Below are 20,989 nucleotides of genomic sequence, written 5' to 3'. Positions count from 1 at the left end.
GGAATCCGCAATGACTGACAAAAGCAGCATTGCCGCCGGTTCTCTCGGTGGCACCTCCGTTCGTACTCAGCAAAGCGCGGCGCGTGGGCTCTGGTCCTCGCGCTGGGTGTTCTTCCTTGCGGCCACCGGCTCGGCCGTCGGCCTCGGCAATATCTGGAAATTTCCCTACATCACCGGCGAGAACGGCGGTGGCGCCTTCGTGCTGGTGTATCTCGGCTGCATCTTGCTGATCGGTATTCCACTGCTGATGGCTGAAGTGATGATTGGTCGCCGTGGTCGGCAAAATCCGGATGGCGCGGTTGCGCGCCTGGCTCGTGAGGCCGGTGCCAGCACACGCTGGCGCGCCGCGGGATGGATTGGTGGGCTTACAGGCTTCCTCATCCTGAGTTTCTATCTGGTGGTGGCTGGCTGGGCGCTGTCGTACGTACCTACCACGCTTAGCGGCGCATTCAACGGCGTGGCGGGCGAGGCCAGCGGCGAGGTGTTCGGCGCCTTGTTGGCCAGCCCAATGCGGTTGGCCATCTGCGGCACGCTGGTACTGGCGGCGACCATGCTGATCGTCGGGTTCGGTGTACGCGGCGGATTGGAGCGCTCGCTGCGCTTTCTCATGCCCGGTCTGTTCGTGCTGTTGCTGGGGCTGGTTGGCTATGCGGCGGTGACCGGCGAGTTCATGCAGGCATTGAAATTCCTCTTCGTACCGGACTTTTCCGAGCTGACAGCCACCAGCGTGCTGGTCGCGCTGGGCCATGCCTTCTTCACCCTCAGCCTCGGGGCTGGGGCGATGATGGTCTATGGCTCTTACCTGCCGGAAGGCACCTCGATTGCCAAGACGTCCGTGCTGGTAGCGCTGGCCGATACCGTCGTTGCGCTGCTGGCCGGAATGGCAATCTTCCCGCTGGTGTTCGGTAATGGCCTGGAGCCAGGCGCGGGGCCGGGGCTGATCTTCGTGACCTTGCCGATTGCCTTCGGCCAGATGCCGCTGGGCCAGGTAGTCGGTGGGCTGTTCTTCATCATGCTCGTGATCGCCGCACTGACCTCCGCCATCTCCCTGAGCGAGCCCAGCATCGCCTGGATGACTGAGCGCTTGCGCATGAGCCGTCTCAAGGCGGTGCTGGTCAGCGGTGCCGTGCTCTGGTTGCTCAGCCTGGGCAGCGTGTTCTCTTTCAACTTGTGGGCGGACTACCAGCTGTTCGGCAAGACCTTCTTTGACAGCCTCGACTACCTGACCACTAACTGGCTGATGCCATTGGGCGGGCTCGGCACGGTGCTGTTCACTGGCTGGGTGCTCAAAGAGCAGACGGTGCGCGAGGCCATCGGCATTCGGCAGGCCGGGCTGTTCCGCGCTTGGTGGCTGCTACTGCGCTTTGGCACGCCGCTGGCGATCGTGTTGGTATTCCTTAACCTCAGCGGGCTGATCTAGCGGCCATTGACGTTTGTCGCATGGCAGGGCAGCGCCTTGCGCAGGCCTCGGTGGGCTAAAGCCCACCCTACGAGCTGGGGATCGGGCGGCCCATCGGTGGGCTGAAGCCCGCTCTACCGATGACAGTAGGGTGGGCTTCAGCCCGCCAGCCCAGCCGGAGCCAACTCAGAAAATACGGTGGCTGTCAGCCCGGCTGTCAGCTTTTCGTTACGGATAAACACTTGCAAGCTCGTCCCCGGGGCCTTCCGTCGGGTTGTAAAGAAAAGCTTCCAGCGCGGCCCTCGCAAAGCTGCGCATGGCGCTGAATGCGGGCTTGTGGAGCTTCTCCCTCTGGTTTGTGATGGGCGCAGCCAAGCCTTGCAGTGGCCCCGAATAATAAGAAACAGGAGGCGACATGAACGCCGTGACCAAGATCGAGCAGCACAACCCCATCGGCACCGACGGCTTCGAGTTCGTCGAGTTCACCGCGCCGAATGCCGAGGGCATCGAGCAGCTGCGTCAGCTGTTCAACCAGATGGGCTTCACCGAAACCGCCAAGCACCGTTCCAAACAGGTTTGGCTGTTCCAGCAGAACGACATCAATATCGTGCTCAACGGCAGCCCCAGCGGCCATGTACGCGAGTTCGCCGAAAAGCACGGGCCGAGTGCCTGCGCCATGGCGTTCCGGGTGAAGAACGCCGCCCAGGCGGCCGCTTATGTCGAATCCCAGGGCGCCAAGCTGGTGGGCAGCCACGCCAACTTCGGCGAGCTGAACATCCCTTGTGTCGAAGGTATCGGCGGTTCGCTGCTGTATCTCGTCGACCGTTACGGTGACAAGTCGATCTACGACGTTGACTTCGAGTACATCGAAGGCCGCGCGCCAAACGACAACGCCGTCGGGCTGATGTGCATCGATCACCTGACCCACAACGTCATGCGTGGGCAGATGGACGTCTGGTCCGGGTTCTACGAGCGCATCGCCAATTTCCGCGAGATTCGCTACTTCGACATCGAAGGCAAACTCACCGGCCTATTCTCCCGTGCAATGACTGCGCCGTGCGGCAAGATCCGCATCCCGATCAACGAGTCGGCGGACGACAAGTCGCAGATCGAGGAATTCATCCGCGAGTACCACGGCGAGGGCATCCAGCACATCGCGCTATCCACCGACGACATCTACGCCACCGTGCGCCAACTACGCGCCAATGGTGTGGATTTCATGGCCACTCCGGATACCTATTACGAGAAAGTCGACACCCGCGTCACCGGACATGGCGAGCCCACCGAGGTGCTGCGCGAGCTGAACCTGTTGATTGATGGCGCTCCGGGCGTCGGTACGTCGGGTGATGACGGCATCCTGCTGCAGATCTTCACCAACACGGTGATCGGCCCGATCTTCTTCGAGATCATCCAGCGCAAGGGCAATCAGGGCTTCGGCGAAGGCAACTTCAAGGCGCTGTTCGAATCCATCGAGGAAGACCAGGTTCGCCGCGGCGTGATCGGAGGCGAGTAAAGCGGTCGGAACGTTGTAGGGCGGGCCGGGCGGAGCTCCGCTTCAGCCCACCAATGCGGAAGCGGCATTACGTAGGGGCTTTAGCCCACCGATGCCGAATGGGCCTCCCTTCAATTATTTAGCTGAATGGTGGGCTGAAACCCACCCTACGGCGAAAGCGAACGACGCCCGGCCCACCCGACGACTCTGACCAGGCAGCCACAATCCAGGAGTGCCATGAATAGCAACGAGACGAATCAAACAGTCGGTGACCCTACGCTGAAGCTCTACGGCTACTGGCGCTCCAGCGCGGCCTATCGAGTGCGCATCGCTCTGAATCTCAAGGGGCTGGCGTTCGAGAATCTGCCGGTGCATCTGGTCAAGGATGGCGGCCAGCAGCATTCAGCTGACTACCGGGCCCTCAACCCACAAGGCCTGGTTCCGTTGCTGGTCGATGGAGACGAGCGCATCGGCCAGTCGCTGGCGATCTTCGAATACCTGGAAGAAATCTTCCCGCTTCCGCCGCTACTGCCGGACGATCCCGCCGATCGCGCGCGGGTGCGTTCGCTGGCGTTGCATATCGCTTGCGATGTGCACCCGCTGAACAACACACGCGTGCTGCAGTACCTGAGTGGCACGCTGGGCGTGGACGACGAGGTCAAGAACGAGTGGGTTCGTCATTGGATCACCACTGGGCTGATGAGCGTCGAGCAGGGGCTGGCCCCGTTCGAGGGCAGGCTGTCATTGGGCAAGCGGCCGGGTTACCTGGAGGCATGCCTGATTCCGCAGGTATACAATGCGCGCCGTTTTGCCTGTGACCTCACTGCGTACCCGCGCATCCTCGAGATGGTCGAGCGCTGCGAAACCCTCGAAGCCTTTGCCAAAGCAGCTCCGGAGGTGCAGCCCGACGCTCAATAAGGTTTATCCGCCCTCACTCCGTCGCGCTACGAGCGTGGCGGGTTCGATTTCGTCACAGATAAAAACAAACAGGTGGCGCATGACCCGTGAAAAACCCAAGAACCTCTGGCTGTCCCGCTGGGGCTTCATTCTCGCTGCGACCGGCTCGGCAGTCGGCCTCGGCAACATCTGGAAATTCCCTTACATCACTGGCGAATACGGTGGTGGCGCCTTCGTGTTGATGTACCTGGCGTGCATCCTGGCTATCGGCATTCCGGTGATGATGACCGAGGTCGCCATCGGCCGGCGTGGCCGCGGCAGCCCCATCGATGCGATTGGCCACGCAGCCCGTGAAAACGGCAGCAATCCATTGTGGAAGGGCGTCGGCGGCATGGCCATGGCGGCCGGCTTCTTGATCCTTTGCTTCTATGTGGTGGTCGCGGGCTGGGCGTTCGCCTATACCCTGAAGATGCTTGATGGCTCCCTGGCTGCCACCTCAGTCGACGGTATGGCGCAGGTATTCGAGGCGCACAACGCCAACCCCTGGCAGCTGGGCGGCTGGAGCCTGCTGGTGGCGCTGTTGACACTGTGGATCGTCGCCAAAGGCGTGCAAAAGGGCATCGAGAATGCGGTGCGCTGGATGATGCCGGGGCTTGCGGTGATGTTGCTGATTCTGGTCGGCTACGCCTTCACCAGCGGCGGCTTCGATCAGGGCTTCGCTTTCCTGTTCAGCTTCGACACCTCGAAAATTTCTGGCGAGGCCTTGCTGGCCGCCCTCGGTCACGCCTTCTTCACGCTTAGCCTGGCGTCCGGCGCGATCCTCACTTACGGCTCCTATCTGCCCGATGACAAGTCCATTGCCCGTACGACTTTCACGGTTGCCATCATCGATACCTGCGTGGCACTGCTGGCGGGCCTGGCTATTTTCCCGATCATCTTCGCCAACGGCATGGACCCTACCGCCGGACCGGGGCTGATCTTCATGAGTCTGCCGCTGGCCTTCCAGCAGATGCCGTTCGGCACCGCCTTCGGCGTGCTGTTCTTCGCCATGGTTTCCCTCGCCGCGCTGACTTCGGCCATTTCGATGATCGAGGCCACTGTCGCCTACCTCAACGAAAAACATGGCATCAGCCGCCTCAAAGCGGCCATCGCGTCCGGCGCCGTCTTGCTGGTGATCAGCCTGCTGGCGATGCTTTCGTTCAACCTACTGTCGGGCTGGACGCCGCTGGGCAAGAACTTCTTCGACTGGCTGGACTACCTGACCTCCCGCTGGATGATGCCGCTGGGCGGGATTTTCATCGTGGTCTTTGCCGGCTACGCGCTGCGTAGCGACATCATGCGCGACGAGTTGGACCTGCCACCGTTGGGCTACGCGCTGTGGCTGTTCATGGTGCGCTACGTCTGCCCGGTACTGATCCTGATGGTATTCCTGCATGCCCTCGGTTGGCTGGGCTTCGACCCGCTGGTGCGCTGGTACTGGATCGTGGGTGCCATCGGGGTGCTGACCATTCTTGGCGAAGGTTTGCGGCCGCGGGTGTTGCCGGCGCTTGCACGCAGGGCCTGACCGAGTGGTGTCTGTAGGGCTTGTTCGGCCTTGGCGAGGTGAGGCATTAGCCGAATAAATTCGGCCCTACGACAATCGGTCAGCGTAACGTCTGATCGATAGTTGCCCGACTGAACGGCACTTCCGCGAAACGGAAGTGCCGTTTTTGCATTGCAGGCCGAGTAAGGCAACAGGGGCGTCAGGGGCTTGCAGCATTCCAGCTGTGCAGCGGTAACCTCAAGGTCGTTCGAACCGAGCCGATACGCCGTTTAGCGCAAGGACGCTCGGCCAGAAAAGGGCATTTCGCATTGACCAAGATCAATCCTCGGACACGCGCCCATGCCCAGTCGTCTAAAGTTCAGCCACAAAATCTTGTTGGCCGCATCACTTGTCGTGATTGCCACCTTCGCCTTGTTCACTCTCTTCAACGATTATCTGCAGCGCAACGCCATACAGGCCAAGCTCGAGAGCTACCTGAACGAGATGGGCGATGTGACCGCGCACAACATCCATAACTGGCTCTCCGGGCGTCTGGTGTTGCTGGAAAGTACTGCGCAGACCATCGGCCGCGACAGCGCTGGTAGCGCCGTCGAGGCACTGGTCAAGCAGCCGGCGCTCAGTTCGACTTTTGCCTTCACCTACTTGGGGCGGAGCAACGGAGAATTTATCGTTCACCCGCAAATCGGGCTGCCCGCCGACTTCGATCCGCGGCAACGGCCACGGTACAAGGCCGCCATCAATGCCGGGAGCACGACCCTGACCGAGCCCTATGTGGATACCGCCACGGGTGATCTGGTCATTTCCGCAACAACCCCAGCTAAACGCGGTAGCGAAAACCTGGGTGTGGTCGGCGGCGACCTCAGCCTGAGGGTGCTGGTGGATATCATCAACGCGCTGAATTTTGATGACATGGGCTATGCGTTTCTGGTCAGCGGCGACGGCAAGGTGCTGGTCCATCCGGACCGGACCAAGGTCATGAAGACGCTGGCGGACCTCTATCCGAGGAATACTCCGTCGCTGACGAGCGGCTTCACTGAGGCAGAGCTAGATGGCCAAGCACGCATCGTTAGCTTCAGTCCGGTTCCTGGTCTGCCATCGGTCACTTGGTACGTAGGCATCTCGGTGGACAAGGACAAAGCCTATGCCGCGCTGTCCAGCTTCCGTGCTTCGGCCTTCGTTGCAGCCGTGATTGCCGTCGTATTCATCATGCTGCTGCTGGGCATGCTGATTCGGGTACTGATGCGTCCGCTCACTGACATGGGCCGGGCCATGGCTAACATCGCCGAAGGCGAGGGCGATCTGACCCGCCGCCTCACCGTGCAGTCGCAGGACGAGTTCGGTGAATTGGCGATGGCCTTCAACCGCTTCGTCGAGCGTATCCACGGCTCGATTCGCGAAGTGTCTTCGGCGACTGAGCAGGTCAATGAAGTGGCACATCGCGTGCTCGCTGCTTCCAACTCGTCGATGGTCAATTCCGATGAACAGGCCAGTCGCACCAACAGTGTGGCGGCCGCGATCAACCAGCTCGGCGCCGCGGCTCAAGAGATTGCCCGCAACGCAGCGGATGCTTCGCAGCAGGCCAGCGGTGCCAGCCATCAGGCCGAAGATGGCCGCAAGGTGGTCGACCAGAACATCCAGGCGATGAAGCAGCTGTCGAACAACATCAGCGCCTCCTGTGCACAGATCGAGGCGTTGAATACACAGACCGTGGGCATCGGCCAGATCCTCGACGTGATCAAGGGCATCTCCGAACAGACCAACCTGCTTGCCCTGAATGCGGCGATCGAAGCCGCCCGTGCCGGTGAAGCTGGGCGTGGTTTCGCGGTGGTAGCCGACGAGGTGCGCAGCCTGGCGCATCGCACCCAGGCTTCGGCGCAGGAAATCCACGGCATGATCGAGAAGCTGCAGGTCGGCGCACGTGATTCGGTGAGCACCATGACCGAAAGTCAGCGCCAGAGCGAGGCCAGCGTGGATATCGCCAACCAGGCCGGCGAGCGGCTCGGCAGCGTGACCCAGAGCATCGGTGAGATCGATGCGATGAACCAGTCGGTAGCCACCGCCACCGAAGAGCAGACCTCGGTGATCGAGTCGCTGAACATGGACATTACCGAGATCAATACGCTGAATCAGGAAGGGGTGGAGAATCTGCATTCGACGCTGCGGGCTTGTGGTGATCTGGAGCAGCAGACTGCGCGGTTGAAGCAGTTGGTGGGGAGCTTCAGGATCTGATTGGTTGTTTGATTGGAAAGGGCGCTTCGGCGCCCTTTTTTGTGCCCGGTAGCGCCCTCCGCTTTAATGTAGGAGCGAGCTTGCTCGCGAAGCGCTTTGTGCTTTGTGTTCGCTGAGTGATCCCTTTTTACGAGCTGGCTGAGGCATTGGTTTCGCCCTGCTGGGCGACTCACTTTTTTCAATTGCCAAAAAAGTAAGCAAAAACGCTTGCCCCTGCATCCGGCCCAGGCTTTGCCTGGGGCCCCTCGCTCCGGTGACGTTCCAGGGGCCCTTGTACGCCGGCCCTCGAAGCAGTGATGGAATAAGGGAAGTCGAGCGCAGCGAGACCCGGATGGAGGGGCAAGACCTTTTGGTTCCTTTTGGGGTATTTGCCAAAAGGGACTCGCCAAGCAGGGCGAAACCTGAGGTATGGGCCACTATAAGCGCGAGGTCTTTAACCTCTAGTTGTGCCGACAACGTCTGATCGCGAGCAAGCTCGCTCCTACGAAAAGCAGAAGCGACGAGGCATTAGGCGTGGCAGCGATCACCGCAATTGACCCATTCCCATCCCCCATGGTCGAGATAAACCATGGACCTGCAATCGCCGGGCCGCCAGACCATAGGAGACCCCATGAAAATCCTCATTGTGCTCACATCCCACGACAAGCTAGGCGACACCGGCAAGCCCACCGGCTTCTGGCTCGAAGAATTCGCCGCGCCTTACTACGTATTCAAAGACGCTGGCGCCCAGATCACGCTGGCCTCACCCAAGGGCGGGCAGCCTCCGCTGGATCCGAAAAGTGACGCGCCAGACGCCCAGACCGAGCTGACCCAGCGCTTCAAGAACGATGCCGACGCCAAGACGCTGCTGGCTAATACCCAGAAGCTGGACAACGTGTCGGCTGCAGACTTCGATGCGGTGTTCTATCCCGGCGGTCACGGTCCGCTGTGGGACCTGACTAGCAACGCGACATCCATCGCCCTGATCGAATCCTTCATCAAGGCGAGAAAGCCGGTGGGCGCGGTCTGCCATGCGCCGGCAGCGCTGGTTCAAGTGCGCGGCGAGGACGGCGAGTATCTGGTCAAGGGCAAACGCGTGACCGGCTTTACCAACAGCGAGGAAGAAGGTGTACAGCTCACCGAGGTGGTGCCTTTCCTGCTGGAAGACAAACTCAAGGAAATCGGCGGCGACTACAGCAAAGGGCCGGACTGGGCGTCCTATGTGCGGGTCGATGGCCTGCTCGTCACAGGCCAGAACCCGGCGTCCTCGGAAGAGGCCGCGCGGGAATTGCTCAAGCTGCTGAAGGCCGGTTAAGACTGACTCAGTTTGGCGCTCCGCTCGGCCAGGACAGCGAATCGACGTGGCTACAGGTTTCGAACAGCGGTTTGCTGAACAGGTAGCCCTGCATCAGGCTGATGCCGAGGTCGTGCAGGGCGCTGCATTCATCTGAGGTTTCCACGCCTTCGGCGATCACCTTGATGCCCAGCTCGGTGCAGATACCTACCGTGCCACGGACGATGGCCTGGCGCGCATGGCTCTGGTCGATGCCTCGGACCAGGTCCATGTCCAGTTTGATCAGGTCGGGCTGGAAGTCGGCCAGCAGGTTGAGCCCGGCAAATCCGGCTCCAAAATCATCGATCGCGGTGAGAAAGCCGATGCGTTTGTATTCACCCAATACTTCAGCCAGCCATTTGGCATCGCTGATGCGCTCGCCTTCGACCGTTTCGAAGATGATGCGCTCAACGGGGAAGTTATGTGCGCGGGCCGCTTCCAGCGTCGAGCGAATGCACAGCTCAGGGCGGTAGATGGCGTTGGGCATGAAGTTAATCGACAGCCGGCTCTGCATATCGAGCTTGGCAGCTGTTTTGATTGCCTTGACCCGGCAAGCCTGGTCGAAGCGGAAGCGGTTTTCCTCCGTCACCTGCGACAGCACGCTTGGCGCTGGTTCGCCTTGAGTGCCGCGAACCAGCGCTTCATGAGCGAAGATCTCGCGGCGGGCCGTATCGACGATTGGTTGATAGGCGTAGCTGAAGCGAAAACCCAGCCGCTCGCCACTGGCGCAGCTGGGGCAGGCCCCGTGCTCGCCGGCTGAATGGCAGGCGTACTGGTTCGGCGCAGGGTTACCAGTGGTATTGCTTTGGATCATTGGCGAACTCGTTCGAAAATTACCTGACGTGGAAAATAGCGGCCATCCAGGCTCGAGCTGGAGCCCGTTCGTCGTCCAGCGGGTGCGCTGGTTCGGAGCAGTTGACTGACATGGTAGTGCAGGCTGGTCAGGGTGTGATGGCTAAATGCTGCGACACGGCTTTCGGATGGCAAGTTCCGATCGGTCCGAACGACATAGGAACGCGAGTATTCGCAATTGAGATCGCCAGTTCTAAGTTGGTTGGCGGATAATCCCGGCCCTACAGATTGTCGGGTCATCGATGAGTTGTGGCTGCGGTGCAGGCCTAAGTAGGGCGAACTTGTTCGCCCAGTGGGCACGCGAAGCTTGGTTGACCGATTTTTCGATCAGCCCTTCGCGACGTCGACCCGATACCTGCGCTAAACGTTATCCATTGGTTTTTGACAGCATCGGACCATGCGAGGCAGAGACTATGCTGGAATCGCCGCCTTTATCGGCGAGCAAGATGAGAGCGGGCCAACAGATCAGCCTTTCGCGCCAACGGTGTCCTCGCTTGAGGCAAGCAGGCGGGGCGGCTTTCACTAGAGAGACGAGGGCCGCTGTAGCAGCCGGCCCTGAATGCTTCGACCAATGGGCGCTGATCAGGCCATCACGCGCGCAATGGCCGCCGCAAGCTGGTCGAGCCTTGCAGCATCCAGCCCGGCGATATTCGCTCGACCACTTTCCACCAGGTACACAGCGTCTTCGCGACGCAGGCGCAGGACTTGCTCGGCTGTCAGGCCCGTGTAAGAAAACATCCCGCGTTGCTGCGCAATGTGCGCGAAGCGGTCGGCCAGACCATGCGGTGCGAGTGCCTCCACGAGCCCCTGACGCAAGCCAGCGATGCGTTCGCGCTTGGCGGCAACTTCCTGCTGCCAAAGCTGGCGCAATTCTGGGTTTGCCAGAATCGTCGCCACCACGGCGGCGCCATGGGACGGTGGCGTCGACCAGAGGTTGCGCGCCACCGAGGCGAACTGGCTGCGCACGTCGATCAGCGATTCGCCGCTGGCGGCAACCACGATCAGCGCGCCGGTGCGTTCGCGATACAGGCCGAAGTTCTTCGAGCATGAGCTGGTGATCAATACTTCTGGCAAGGCGTCGACGAACAGCCGTACCGCCCAGGCGTCCTCGTCCAGCCCGTCGCCGAAACCCTGGTAGGCGAAGTCGAACAGCGGCAGCAGCTCGCGCTTGCGGACGATTTCCAGTACCTGACGCCAGTCGTCCTGGCTCAGGTCATAGCCGGTGGGGTTGTGGCAGCAGGCGTGCAGCAGTACCACGTCCCCGTGGGGAATCCGATCCAGTGCGGCGAGCATGGCTGGTACGTCGAGCTGGTTCTGTCCGTTGACGTAGGGATAGTGCTCGACCTTCAGCCGTGCGGCGGCGAACAGGGTTTCATGGATCGGCCAGGTCGGGTCGCTGAGCCAGAGGCTGCGGCCCGGCAGGCATTTGGCGATGAAGTCGCCCACCAGCCGCAGCGCGCCGGTACCGCCGGGCGTCTGGGTACAGCCGGCGCGGTTGTCGACTAGCGCTGGCGAGGCTTCACCGAGCACCAACTGCATGAGCTGTTCGCCGAACAGCGGATCGCCATGCCCGCCGATGTAACTTTTGGTCTTTTCGCTTTCGATCAACCGTTGTTCGGCCAGCTTCACCGCCTTTGGGATCGGTGTCAGGCCCAGCGCGTCCTTGTAGACGCCGACGCCCAGGTCGAGCTTGGCCGGGTTCGGGTCGGCGCGATAGGCATCGAGCAGCCCGAGGATCGGATCGCCAGGGACCCGTGCCACGTCGCTGAAATGTTTCACTTGCGGCCCTCAGCGGTTTTGGCGACCTCATCGGTGCGAGCGGCCATGATGAAGTCGTTGCGGTGCAGGCCTTTGATCGAATGGCTCCACCAGGTGACGGTGACCTTGCCCCATTCGGTGAGCAGGCCAGGGTGATGCCCCTCCGCCTCGGCGATCTCGCCAACGGCATTGGTGAAGGCCAGGGCGTGCTTGAAGTTCTTGAACGCGAAGACTTTCTCCAGCTCCATGTGGCCGTCGCGGGATTCAATGTTCCAATCCGGAATCTGCTTGATCAGTTCGGCCAGTTCGTCATCGGAAACCTTCGGTGCGTCAGCGCGGCAGGCTTCGCAGTGGGCTTGGGTGAGGTTGGTCATGATGGGTCCTTGTGGTGATAGGTGATTGCGGGTCGGTGGTCAGTCGTGGGCGAGGCGAGACTGGCCGTAGGGTGGGCTTTAGCCCACCGATGTTGAATGCGCAAACATGCGGCGCGGTGGGCTGAAGCCCACCCTACAAAATACGCTGAAGCGGAGCGTCGCCCGGACCGTCCTTACGCCGCCTTCGGCGGAAACTTCGGCTGGTGCAGGCCCAGCTGCATGGCGGTGCGCACGTGTTCCATGATGTCTTCGTGGGCGACGTCGAACAGTCGTTTCAGCTCCGGCAGGACGAAGTACACCGGCTGCAGGATGTCGATGCGATAGGGCGTACGCATGGCTTCGACCACGTCGAACACCTGATGCTCGGGTTCGTTCGAGAGGCTGTAGAGCGTCTCCTTCGGCGAGGACAGGATGCCGCCACCGTAGATGCGCTGGCCAGCTGGCGTTTCAACCAGGCCGAACTCGATGGTCATCCAGTACAGCCGCGCCAGGTAGACACGCTCTTCCTTGCTGGCCTTGAGGCCGAGCTGGCCATACGTGTGGGTGAATTCGGCGAACCAGGGGTTGGTCAGCAGCGGGCAGTGGCCGAAGATCTCATGGAAGATGTCCGGTTCCTGCAGGTAGTCGAGTTCTTCCGGCGTGCGGATGAAGGTCGCGACGGGGAAGCGCTTGCTCGCTAGCAGTTCGAAAAAGGTCTGAAAGGGGATCAGCGCCGGCACGCGTGCTACTTGCCAACCAGTGGTCGCCTGCAGGACGCGGTTGATTTCGTCCAGCTGCGGAATGCGGTCGTGGGGCAGGGCGAGCTGCTCGATGCCATCCAGGTATTCCTGACAGGCGCGCCCGCCGAGGAGCTTCAGCTGGCGTTCGATCAGGGTCTGCCAGACGGCATGTTCGGCGTCCGGGTAGTGGATGTAGCCGTTGGCGTCCGGTTCTCGGGCAACGTACTTCGTGGTTTTCATCTGACCTCCTGAGCGGGGTGGCCGCCTGAGTCTTTTTGTTATGGATGCCTCATCTGATAGCGGTGGCGCGGCGTATGGAAGTGCGTCAGCCGCGTCGCTGGCCGGAAATATCGCTCATTTCGTAAAGAATGGCTTACGCATCTGTCGATAAACGAATCCATCGCCTTGCTGCTCGATAGCGTTGTCAAATATTCTTGACGGAAATCAAGGGTGGGCAGCAAAAAGTTGCGGCCGAAACGAAAGGGACAGGCTTCATGCGAATCAGGATTCTCTGCCAGAACCGCATCGGCATCTTGCGCGACATGCTCGAACTGCTGGTCGACTACGGCATCAACGTTGCGCGCGGCGAGGTGGGCGGCGAGCATGGCAATGCCGTTTACCTGCATTGCCCCAATCTGATGAATCTTCAGCTGCAAGCGCTGCGGCCGAAGATCGAGGCGCTGCAGGGCGTGTTCGAGGTGCGCAAGGTCGGGCTGATGCCCAGCGAGCGGCATTCGCTGGAGCTGAATGCGCTTCTCGGAGCGCTGGAGTTTCCGGTGCTTTCCATCGATATGGCCGGCGCCATCGTCGCGGCGAACCGCGCCGCGGCGCAGCTGCTCGGCGTACGGGTGGACGAAGTACCGGGCATGAGCCTGTCGCGCTACGCCGAGGATTTCGACCTGCCGGAGCTGGTGCGGGCGAACAAAGCGCGCATCAATGGGCTGCGGGTGACCATCAAGGGCGACATCTTTCTTGCCGACATCGCGCCGCTGCAATCGGAGCACGATGACAGCGAAGCGCTGGCCGGTGCGGTGCTGACCCTGCACCGCGCCGATCGCGTCGGCGAGCGCATCTACAACGTGCGCAAGCAGGAGCTGCGCGGCTTCGATAGTATTTTCCAGAGCTCGAAAGTAATGGCCGCGGTGGTCCGTGAGGCCAGGCGCATGGCACCGCTGGATGCGCCGCTGCTGATCGAGGGCGAGACGGGCACCGGCAAGGAACTGTTGGCGCGCGCCTGTCACCTCTCCAGCCCACGCGGGCAATCGCCGTTCATGGCGCTCAATTGTGCCGGCCTGCCTGAATCCATGGCTGAAACCGAGTTGTTCGGTTACGGGCCCGGCGCATTTGAAGGTGCGCGCCCGGAGGGGAAACTCGGTCTGCTGGAGCTGACCTCCGGTGGCACGCTGTTCCTCGATGGCGTCGGTGAGATGAGTACGCGATTGCAGGCCAAGCTTGTGCGTTTTCTCCAGGACGGCTGTTTTCGTCGGGTGGGCAGCGACGAGGAGGTGTATCTCGATGTGCGGGTGGTCTGTGCCACGCAGTTGGATTTGTCCGAGCTTTGTGCAAAAGGCGAGTTCCGGCAGGATCTGTATCACCGGCTCAACGTGCTGTCGCTGCACATCCCACCGCTGCGCGAATGCCTGGATGGACTGGAACCGTTGGCGCTGCACTTTCTCGATCAGGCCAGCCGGCAGATCGGCTGCGCGCTGCCGAGTCTGTCACCGCAAGCGCTGGAGCGGCTGGCTGGCTATCACTGGCCGGGTAATGTGCGGCAATTAGAGAACACGTTGTTTCAGGCGGTTTCACTTTGCGAGGGCGGGGTGATCAAGCCAGAGCACATCCGCCTGCCGGATTACGGGGCGCCTCAGCCGCTGGGTGATTTTTCCCTGGACGGCGACCTGTCCAGCATTGTTGGCCGCTTCGAGAAAACCGTGCTGGAGAGCCTGTACGCGCAGCATCCCAGTAGCCGTCTGTTAGGCAAGCGTCTGGGTGTTTCCCATACCACCATCGCCAACAAGCTGCGCGAGTACGGGATTGGCAAGGATGGCTGAGTCGGGCTTCGCTTCCAGACGCGATTTCCTGGTTGCAAACCTGTTGAGCAAGCTCGCTCTCTTATAGGAGCCAGCTTGCTGGCGAATCGGTGGGATGGCGCTGCACCCTTTTGCGGTGACGTCCCTGTTCGCGAGCAAGCTCGCTCCTACGAAAAGCGAACGTCAACACATAGACGTGGCCGTGGACACGGTTTTCGGCTTCGCTGTATGGGATTTCCGGCGGGACCGCGCAGGCGCCGGAACACTCGGTATCTCGTTTACACAAAGGTGGCTGGGCGCAGCGCAACTGTAGGAGCCAGCTTGCTGGCGAATCGGCGGGATGGCGCTGCACCCTTTTGCGGTGACATCCCTGTTCGCTAGCAAGCTCGCTCCTACGAAAAGCGAACGTCAACACATACCTGCCTCAACGCACCGCTTGATTCACCGCATCGATCAACGCCTGCAGGTCGATCGGTTTGCGCAGGTGCTGGGTAAAGCCCGCGGCCTTGGCTTTCTCCACGTCGCGCAGGGTGCCGTAACCGGTCAGAGCGATGCTTGGGGTGGTGGCGTTGGTGTCGCCGTGGCGTATCTCGTTCATCATCTTGTGGCCGTCGATGCCCGGCATGCCGACATCTGAGATGATGATGTCGAAGCGCGTGACCTCGGCCAGTTCGATACCCTGCGCGCCGCCGTCTGCGGTAGTGACGTTCGCGCCTTCGCTTTCCAGCAGCTCGCGCATGGTATCGAGGATGTCGGGCGAGTCATCCACCAGCAGAATCTTGATACCCGCCAGCCCACCGGCCTCGCCGGCGGCGGTTAGCTCGCTGAGTGTCAGTTCGGTCTGCAGATGCACTGGCAGCCAGACGCTGAAGCGCGCGCCGCGGCCGATGCCTTCCGAGAAGGCTTCGATACGCCCGTTGTGGGCTTCGACCAGCTGTCTGACCAGCGCCAGCCCGATTCCCAGTCCATGCTTGGAGCGCTGTGCGTGTTGCATCTCGGCCTGGCCGAACATGTCGAACACCTTGGGCAGAAACTCTTTGGAGATTCCCACGCCGGTGTCGATCACATCCAGACGCGCCATATCACCATCGCGCTCAAGCTGCAGGCTGATGCAATCGCCACCCTTGGTGAACTTCCAGGCATTGTTCAACAAGTTCCAGATGATCTGCTCGAGACGCGTCGGGTCGGCATGGATAAACAGCGGTTCCGCAGGCAGGGATCTGTCGAACGTCACGGCCTCGCTCTCTGTAAGCGGCAAGAAGACCGATTCGATGCCTTTTAACAATTCCTGATAGTGCAGCGTGATGAAGTGCAGCTTGAGTTTGCCGGTGCGAATACGCGAGACGTCCATCAGATCATCAATGATTCGCGACTGGCTGCGCACCGCGCTTTGAATCGAGCGTGTGGCCTTGGATAGGCTGAGTGTGTTCTTGACGACCTGCGAGCGGGCGATGAGGTCGGTGTTGAGCTGAATTAGGTTGAGTGGATGCTTAAGCTCGTGGGAAAGCACGGCGAAGAATTCATCCTTCTGCAAGCTGGCGGCCTGGATGCTTTCCAGTTCGCTGGTGCGCAGGCTGTTGATCCGCTGCTGCTCGGTGAGGTCGCGGGCGATCTTGGCGAAGCCCGTCACATTGCCAGCCGTATCGACCAGCGGGTTGACCAGGCCGCTACAAAAGAACTGCGAGCCATCCTTGCGCAGGTGCCAGCGCTCGTCGGTCGCCTGGCCTTGCTCCAGCGCGCGCTTGCGCTCGCCCTCAGGTACGCCTACTTCGCGGTCCGCTGCGGTGTAGATGAAGTCGATGCACTGGCCGATCACTTCCTGTTCGCTGTAGCCGAAAATGGATTCTGCGCCACGGTTCCAGGCGGTGACATTGCCTTGCAGGTCCATGGTGATGATGGCGTAGCCGCGCATGCTCTGTGCTAGCAGTTTCATATGGGCTTCGCCGGCTCGCACGCGTTCTTCGGCGGTGCGCCGGGCGGTGATGTCGATGAACGTCAAGACCGCACCCTGGATGCGATCGTCGGTGGTGCGGTACGGCAGGAAGCGCGCCATGTACCACTTGTGGTCCCGGCTAGTGACTTCGCGCTCGACCAGATGCAGCTCGCCGAAGGCCTTGGAAGCGTCCTTGTAGAGCGTCGGATAGTCGAGGCGGTGCGTGATGTCGAGCAGTGAGCGCCCGGCATCGTTGTCGATCACGTTGAAAATATCCTGCGCGCGCGGGGTGAACCATTTAATGCGCATGTGGCGGTCGACGAACAGCGTGGCGATATCGGTGGAAGAAATCAGGTTCTGCAGGTCATCGTTGACCTTACCGGTTTCATCGACCTTGCTTTTGAGTTCGGCGTTGACCGTGATCAGTTCTTCGTTGATCGACTGCAGCTCTTCCTTGCTGGTTTCCAGTTCCTCGGTGGCCGAGCGCAACTCTTCATTGATGGCCTGCAGTTCTTCGTTGGAGGCACGCAATTCCTCGGTGGAGGTTTCCGAGTGCTCCATGGTTAGTTGCAACTGCTCCTTGGTCTGCTGTAGCTCGGACTCAAGTTGCGTCAGCACAGTGTTTTTGACGTCCCCTTCGGACGTTTCAGAACCTTCGTCGATGCTCTCTTCGACCTCATCGAACAGCACCAGCATATAGTCGTTGCCCGCTTCGTCGTCTCGGAACGGACGCACCACCATATTGACGTAGGTATTGCGGTCTTCGCGCTTCAGGCTGACGCGTCTGGCTTCGACGCTCTTGCCGGTATGTGCAGCTTGATACAGTGCGGTACGCAGCTCCAGGCGCAGCTCAGGATGCACCAGAGTGGTCAGGACGAGCGAAGGTTCTCCCCCGACATAGCGCAGAAAATTACCGGCGCGGGCGGACATGTGGACGATTTCCGTCTCTTGATTGACGATCACGCTAGGCGGCGCGTACTGCTCCAATGCTCGTTGATGCACGTCGGCGAAAGAAAACTTGCTGCGTCGGACGGGCGCCGTGCCGGAGCTGCGTGCGGGCGGGTCGGCGGAAAAGTTCTGTAACGAGGGCATCGGCATGCGCCGCTGATTGCCGATTTCCCGAGCCCGGTTGATCCGATTCTTCTTGTCCACCGGAGTGAAAAGGTGCGAGCAGGCTTCAGCCGTCTCGGAGCTGCCGAGAAACAAGTAACCGCCGGGGTTGAGCGCAAAATGGAACATGCGCAGCACTTCGCTCTGGATATCCCGGTCGAGGTAGATCAGTAGGTTGCGGCATGAAATCAGGTCGAGCCGCGAGAAGGGCGGGTCGCGCAGGATATTGTGCCGAGCGAAAAGGATTCGCTCGCGCAGCTCCTTACGCAGACGGTACCGGTTTTGCTCCTTGGTAAAGTACTGCTGCAGCCGAGTAGGCGGCACGTCTGTGATGATCGCTTCGGGATAGACACTGGCGCGGCCGATTTCCAGCGCCTGATCGTCGATGTCGGTTGCGAAGACTTGTACATCGGCCTTCAAGTTGTTGCGTTCGGCGTACTCGGTAAAGAGGATGCCCAACGAGTAAGCCTCTTCGCCGGTAGAGCAGGCGGCAGACCAGATGCGTAGGGCATCGCCCTCGCCGAGCAAGGTCTTCTCCTCGAACAGCTGCGGGATGATGTCACGCTCCAGCGCTTCGAAGGCCTCGCGATCACGGAAAAAATTGGTTACCCCGATCAGCATATCGGCCAGTAGCGCTGGGGTTTCATCTGGCTGCTCGTTTAGCAGCTGGGCATAGCCGGCCATGTCATGTACCGCGTTGACCTGCATGCGGCGCTCGATCCGCCGCAACACGGTGGCTTGCTTGTAGTGGCGGAAATCATGGCCCGTGCGGCTGCGAAGCAGGCCAAGGATGTCGCGCAGGGCCGATTCGTTGGCTCGGGTCGGCGCCCGGGATGGCGATTGTTCGGACGCGGCCGGGGACTCGATAGGCTGCTCCATCGTCTGCATGTTGCGGCTCAGCTCCACCAGCCGCTGAGGCATATCCACCACCGGCAGCACGATGTCGACCATGCCGGTCGCGATGGCGCTGCGCGGCATGGAATCGTATTCAGCATCCTCCGGCGACTGCGCCATGGTTACGCCGCCCTGTTCCTTGATTCGGGACAGGCCGACGGAACCGTCCGAGCCCGTGCCGGACAGTACGATGCCGATGGCGTGGGTGTGATGGACGTCGGCCAGGGCGCGGAAGAACAGATCGATGGCTACCTGCACGCCGCGTTCACGTACAGGCTTGATCAGCCGCAGGTAGCCATCGTTCATCGAGAGATCGAGGGCTGGCGGGATGACGTAGATCCGGTTGCGCTCGATGGGCACCGGCTGCTTCACCTGCAGAACCGGCATGCGAGTCTTGTTCTGCAAGATGTTGTCCGCATTGCTCTCATGCTTGGGCGAGAGATGCATGATCACGACGAACGCCATGCCGCACTCGCTGGGCATATGCTCGAAGAAACTCATGAGTGCCTTGAGGCCGCCGGCCGAGGCGCCTATACCTATGACGGGAAAATCAAGGGTACTGCGAGCCACGCTCAGGTTCTTCGGGGTCGATGGCTCATTGGGGTTACTCATCGGTTCCTCGGCTAGATCGATCCATTGACGGCAGGGGGTGTCTTGCTGTGATAGGGACAGCTTCGTGGCGAGATGAGTCCTTTGACGCCGACGAACCGCCAGCGGGGATGATAAAGCTTCGCCAGGGCGATTTCTTCCAAGGAAACCAGATGGCCGCGATAAGGCGCGGATGGGTTTGCCGCTTGGCTGGTAATGAGGCTGCGCGCGCCGTGTGTTTCAACATTCAATGATGTTGACGGCCAGCCCGCCGCGCGCGGTTTCCTTGTACTTGCTCTTCATGTCGGCGCCGGTCTGGCGCATGGTGCGGATGACCTTGTCCAGTGAGATGAAGTGGCTGCCGTCGCCGCGCAGGGCCATGCGGGCGGCGTTGATGGCCTTGACCGATCCCATGGCGTTGCGTTCGATGCAGGGCACTTGGACCAGGCCGCCAACCGGGTCGCAAGTCAGGCCGAGGTTGTGCTCCATGCCGATTTCGGCCGCGTTCTCTACTTGCTGCGGCGTGCCACCGAGTACTTCGCACAACGCGCCGGCGCCCATTGAGCAGGCGACGCCCACTTCACCCTGGCAACCCACTTCGGCGCCTGAGATCGAGGCGTTCTCCTTGTAGAGAATGCCGATGGCCGCCGCCGTGAGCAGAAAACGCACCACGCCGTCTTCATTGGCGCCAGGCACGAAGCGCACGTAATAGTGCAGCAACGCCGGGATGATTCCGGCGGCGCCATTGGTCGGTGCGGTCACCACCCGGCCGCCCGCGGCGTTTTCCTCGTTGACCGCCAGGGCGTAGAGATCGACCCAGTCGAGCACGTTGAGGCTGTCGCGCAGGTTGGCTTCGGGGTTTTCGCTGAGCTGGCGATACAGGCGGGCGGCGCGGCGCTCCACCTTGAGCCCGCCGGGCAGGATGCCTTCGGTCTGGCAACCGGCGCTCACGCAGTCCTGCATGACCTGCCAGATCTGCAATAGCCGCGCACGGGTTTCCGCTTCCGGGCGCCAGGCCGCTTCGTTGGCTAGCATCAACTGGCTGATCGACAGGCCGTGCTGGTCGCACAGCGCCAGCAGCTCGCGGGCAGTGCGGAACGAGTAGGGCAAAGGCGTGCGGTCTTCGACGATGCGGTCGGTGCCGGCTGCCTCTTCGTCGACGACGAAACCGCCGCCCACCGAGTAATACTCGCGGCTGCGGATTTGCAACCCGGCGGCGTCGAAGGCGCGAAACACCATACCGTTGGGGTGAAAGTCCAACGGCTTGCGGATCATCGCCACGTGTTCTTTCTCGACGAAGCGGATCGGCTTTTCACCCAGCAGGCGCAGGGTGCCATTTTCGCGAATTGCCGCCAGACGTTCCGGGATGAGGGTGGTGTCGACCTTTTCCGGCTGTTCGCCTTCGAGGCCTAGGATCACTGCTTTATCGCTGCCGTGGCCTTTGCCGGTTGCGCCGAGCGAGCCGTACAGCTCGACCCGCACGCGTTCGGTTGCGTCCAGCAGGCCGTCCTGCTTCAGGCCCGCGGCGAACCGTGCCGCCGCGCTCATGGGGCCGACGGTGTGTGAGCTGGAGGGACCGATGCCGATCTTGAACAGATCGAGTGTGCTGAGGGACATGGGCGACGCTCGCTGAAGAAAAATGGCAGCCCCGGTGATTAGGGTCTGTTGACGTTTCGTCGCGAGCCGCGTTGCTGCGCCAAATGGCACCAGGCAAGACGCGGGACGCAGGTAATGGTCGTTCCCTTGCCAAGTCCCGCAACGCCGCCTGGTGCCATTTGGCGCGCAACCCGAAGGGCCGGGCCTGTTTTTGCGCGATGCGGCGTTCCTCGTCGCTTATTTGGAACACCAAACTTCACTCC

The 20,989-nt window shown here is 61.2% G+C and carries 13 protein-coding genes; 7 read left to right on the top strand and 6 right to left on the bottom strand.

Translation table 11 applies throughout. The features are described from left to right. Positions 1–10 precede the first annotated feature (10 nt). From NA647_RS17650 to NA647_RS17625, 6 genes are all read left to right on the top strand, one after another. Positions 11–1,420, top strand: coding sequence for a sodium-dependent transporter (locus NA647_RS17650; RefSeq protein WP_256058860.1), 1,410 nt, complete (start codon positions 11–13; stop codon positions 1,418–1,420). 394 nt (positions 1,421–1,814) lie between these two features. Beyond that, a complete protein-coding gene (gene hppD, locus NA647_RS17645) occupies positions 1,815–2,912 on the top strand; it encodes a 4-hydroxyphenylpyruvate dioxygenase (RefSeq protein ID WP_256058859.1) in 1,098 nt (365 codons plus the stop codon). A 216-nt stretch (positions 2,913–3,128) separates the two neighbouring features. Next, complete coding sequence (maiA, locus tag NA647_RS17640) at positions 3,129–3,809, top strand: maleylacetoacetate isomerase (protein ID WP_256058858.1); 681 nt, start codon at positions 3,129–3,131, stop codon at positions 3,807–3,809. A 79-nt stretch (positions 3,810–3,888) separates the two neighbouring features. Then, positions 3,889–5,352 carry a sodium-dependent transporter gene (locus tag NA647_RS17635; RefSeq protein ID WP_256058857.1) on the top strand — a complete coding sequence of 488 codons (1,464 nt, stop codon included), beginning with the start codon at positions 3,889–3,891 and terminating at the stop codon, positions 5,350–5,352. A 318-nt stretch (positions 5,353–5,670) separates the two neighbouring features. Further along, entirely contained in the window at positions 5,671–7,560 is a 1,890-nt protein-coding gene (locus tag NA647_RS17630; protein WP_256058856.1) for a methyl-accepting chemotaxis protein, read from the top strand. 610 nt (positions 7,561–8,170) lie between these two features. Beyond that, a complete protein-coding gene (locus NA647_RS17625; RefSeq protein WP_256058855.1) occupies positions 8,171–8,854 on the top strand; it encodes a type 1 glutamine amidotransferase domain-containing protein in 684 nt (227 codons plus the stop codon). Positions 8,855–8,861: 7 nt separating this feature from the next. Here the strand turns inward: NA647_RS17625 and NA647_RS17620 are convergent, their stop codons facing one another. From NA647_RS17620 to phhA, 4 genes are all read right to left on the bottom strand, one after another. Next, positions 8,862–9,686, bottom strand: coding sequence for an EAL domain-containing protein (locus NA647_RS17620; protein ID WP_256058854.1), 825 nt, complete (start codon positions 9,684–9,686; stop codon positions 8,862–8,864). Positions 9,687–10,306: 620 nt separating this feature from the next. Next, on the bottom strand, positions 10,307–11,503 hold the full coding sequence (locus NA647_RS17615) for an amino acid aminotransferase (protein ID WP_256058853.1): 1,197 nt from the start codon (positions 11,501–11,503) through the stop codon (positions 10,307–10,309). Further along, a complete protein-coding gene (locus tag NA647_RS17610) occupies positions 11,500–11,856 on the bottom strand; it encodes a 4a-hydroxytetrahydrobiopterin dehydratase (protein ID WP_256058852.1) in 357 nt (118 codons plus the stop codon). Before NA647_RS17610 ends, NA647_RS17615 begins: the two co-directional genes overlap by 4 nt. 173 nt (positions 11,857–12,029) lie before the next feature. Then, positions 12,030–12,815 (bottom strand): phenylalanine 4-monooxygenase, encoded by a 786-nt coding sequence (phhA, locus tag NA647_RS17605; RefSeq protein ID WP_256058851.1) that lies wholly within the window; start codon positions 12,813–12,815, stop codon positions 12,030–12,032. Between the two features lie 254 nt (positions 12,816–13,069). On the opposite strand from phhA, the gene NA647_RS17600 reads away from it, so the two are divergent. After that, positions 13,070–14,626, top strand: a complete 1,557-nt coding sequence (locus NA647_RS17600) for a sigma-54-dependent transcriptional regulator (RefSeq protein ID WP_256058850.1) — start codon at positions 13,070–13,072, stop codon at positions 14,624–14,626. Between the two features lie 403 nt (positions 14,627–15,029). Here NA647_RS17600 and NA647_RS17595 read toward each other — a convergent pair whose 3' ends face one another. Together NA647_RS17595 and NA647_RS17590 are read right to left on the bottom strand one after the other, a co-directional pair. Further along, complete coding sequence (locus NA647_RS17595; protein WP_256058849.1) at positions 15,030–19,154, bottom strand: CheR family methyltransferase; 4,125 nt, start codon at positions 19,152–19,154, stop codon at positions 15,030–15,032. 216 nt (positions 19,155–19,370) lie between these two features. Continuing rightward, the gene (locus NA647_RS17590; RefSeq protein ID WP_256058848.1) at positions 19,371–20,747 is read right to left on the bottom strand and encodes an L-serine ammonia-lyase; all 1,377 of its coding nucleotides are present in this window, start codon (positions 20,745–20,747) and stop codon (positions 19,371–19,373) included. Between the last annotated feature and the right edge of the window lie 242 nt (positions 20,748–20,989).

Origin of the sequence: Stutzerimonas stutzeri, assembly GCF_024448985.1 — a bacterium.
GTDB lineage: Bacteria > Pseudomonadota > Gammaproteobacteria > Pseudomonadales > Pseudomonadaceae > Stutzerimonas > Stutzerimonas stutzeri_AP.
The sequence above is the reverse complement of the archived record's forward strand: the minus strand, read 5'-3'. Positions and strand labels throughout refer to the sequence as shown.

Coding starts and splice junctions, on each gene's coding strand:
- phhA (WP_256058851.1), bottom strand. CDS start 12,815: ATGAAAACCACGAAGTACGTTGCCCGAGAACCGGACGCCAACGGCTAC.
- NA647_RS17620 (WP_256058854.1), bottom strand. CDS start 9,686: ATGATCCAAAGCAATACCACTGGTAACCCTGCGCCGAACCAGTACGCC.
- NA647_RS17650 (WP_256058860.1), top strand. CDS start 11: ATGACTGACAAAAGCAGCATTGCCGCCGGTTCTCTCGGTGGCACCTCC.
- maiA (WP_256058858.1), top strand. CDS start 3,129: ATGAATAGCAACGAGACGAATCAAACAGTCGGTGACCCTACGCTGAAG.
- NA647_RS17610 (WP_256058852.1), bottom strand. CDS start 11,856: ATGACCAACCTCACCCAAGCCCACTGCGAAGCCTGCCGCGCTGACGCA.
- NA647_RS17600 (WP_256058850.1), top strand. CDS start 13,070: ATGCGAATCAGGATTCTCTGCCAGAACCGCATCGGCATCTTGCGCGAC.
- hppD (WP_256058859.1), top strand. CDS start 1,815: ATGAACGCCGTGACCAAGATCGAGCAGCACAACCCCATCGGCACCGAC.
- NA647_RS17635 (WP_256058857.1), top strand. CDS start 3,889: ATGACCCGTGAAAAACCCAAGAACCTCTGGCTGTCCCGCTGGGGCTTC.
- NA647_RS17630 (WP_256058856.1), top strand. CDS start 5,671: ATGCCCAGTCGTCTAAAGTTCAGCCACAAAATCTTGTTGGCCGCATCA.
- NA647_RS17625 (WP_256058855.1), top strand. CDS start 8,171: ATGAAAATCCTCATTGTGCTCACATCCCACGACAAGCTAGGCGACACC.
- NA647_RS17590 (WP_256058848.1), bottom strand. CDS start 20,747: ATGTCCCTCAGCACACTCGATCTGTTCAAGATCGGCATCGGTCCCTCC.
- NA647_RS17595 (WP_256058849.1), bottom strand. CDS start 19,154: ATGAGTAACCCCAATGAGCCATCGACCCCGAAGAACCTGAGCGTGGCT.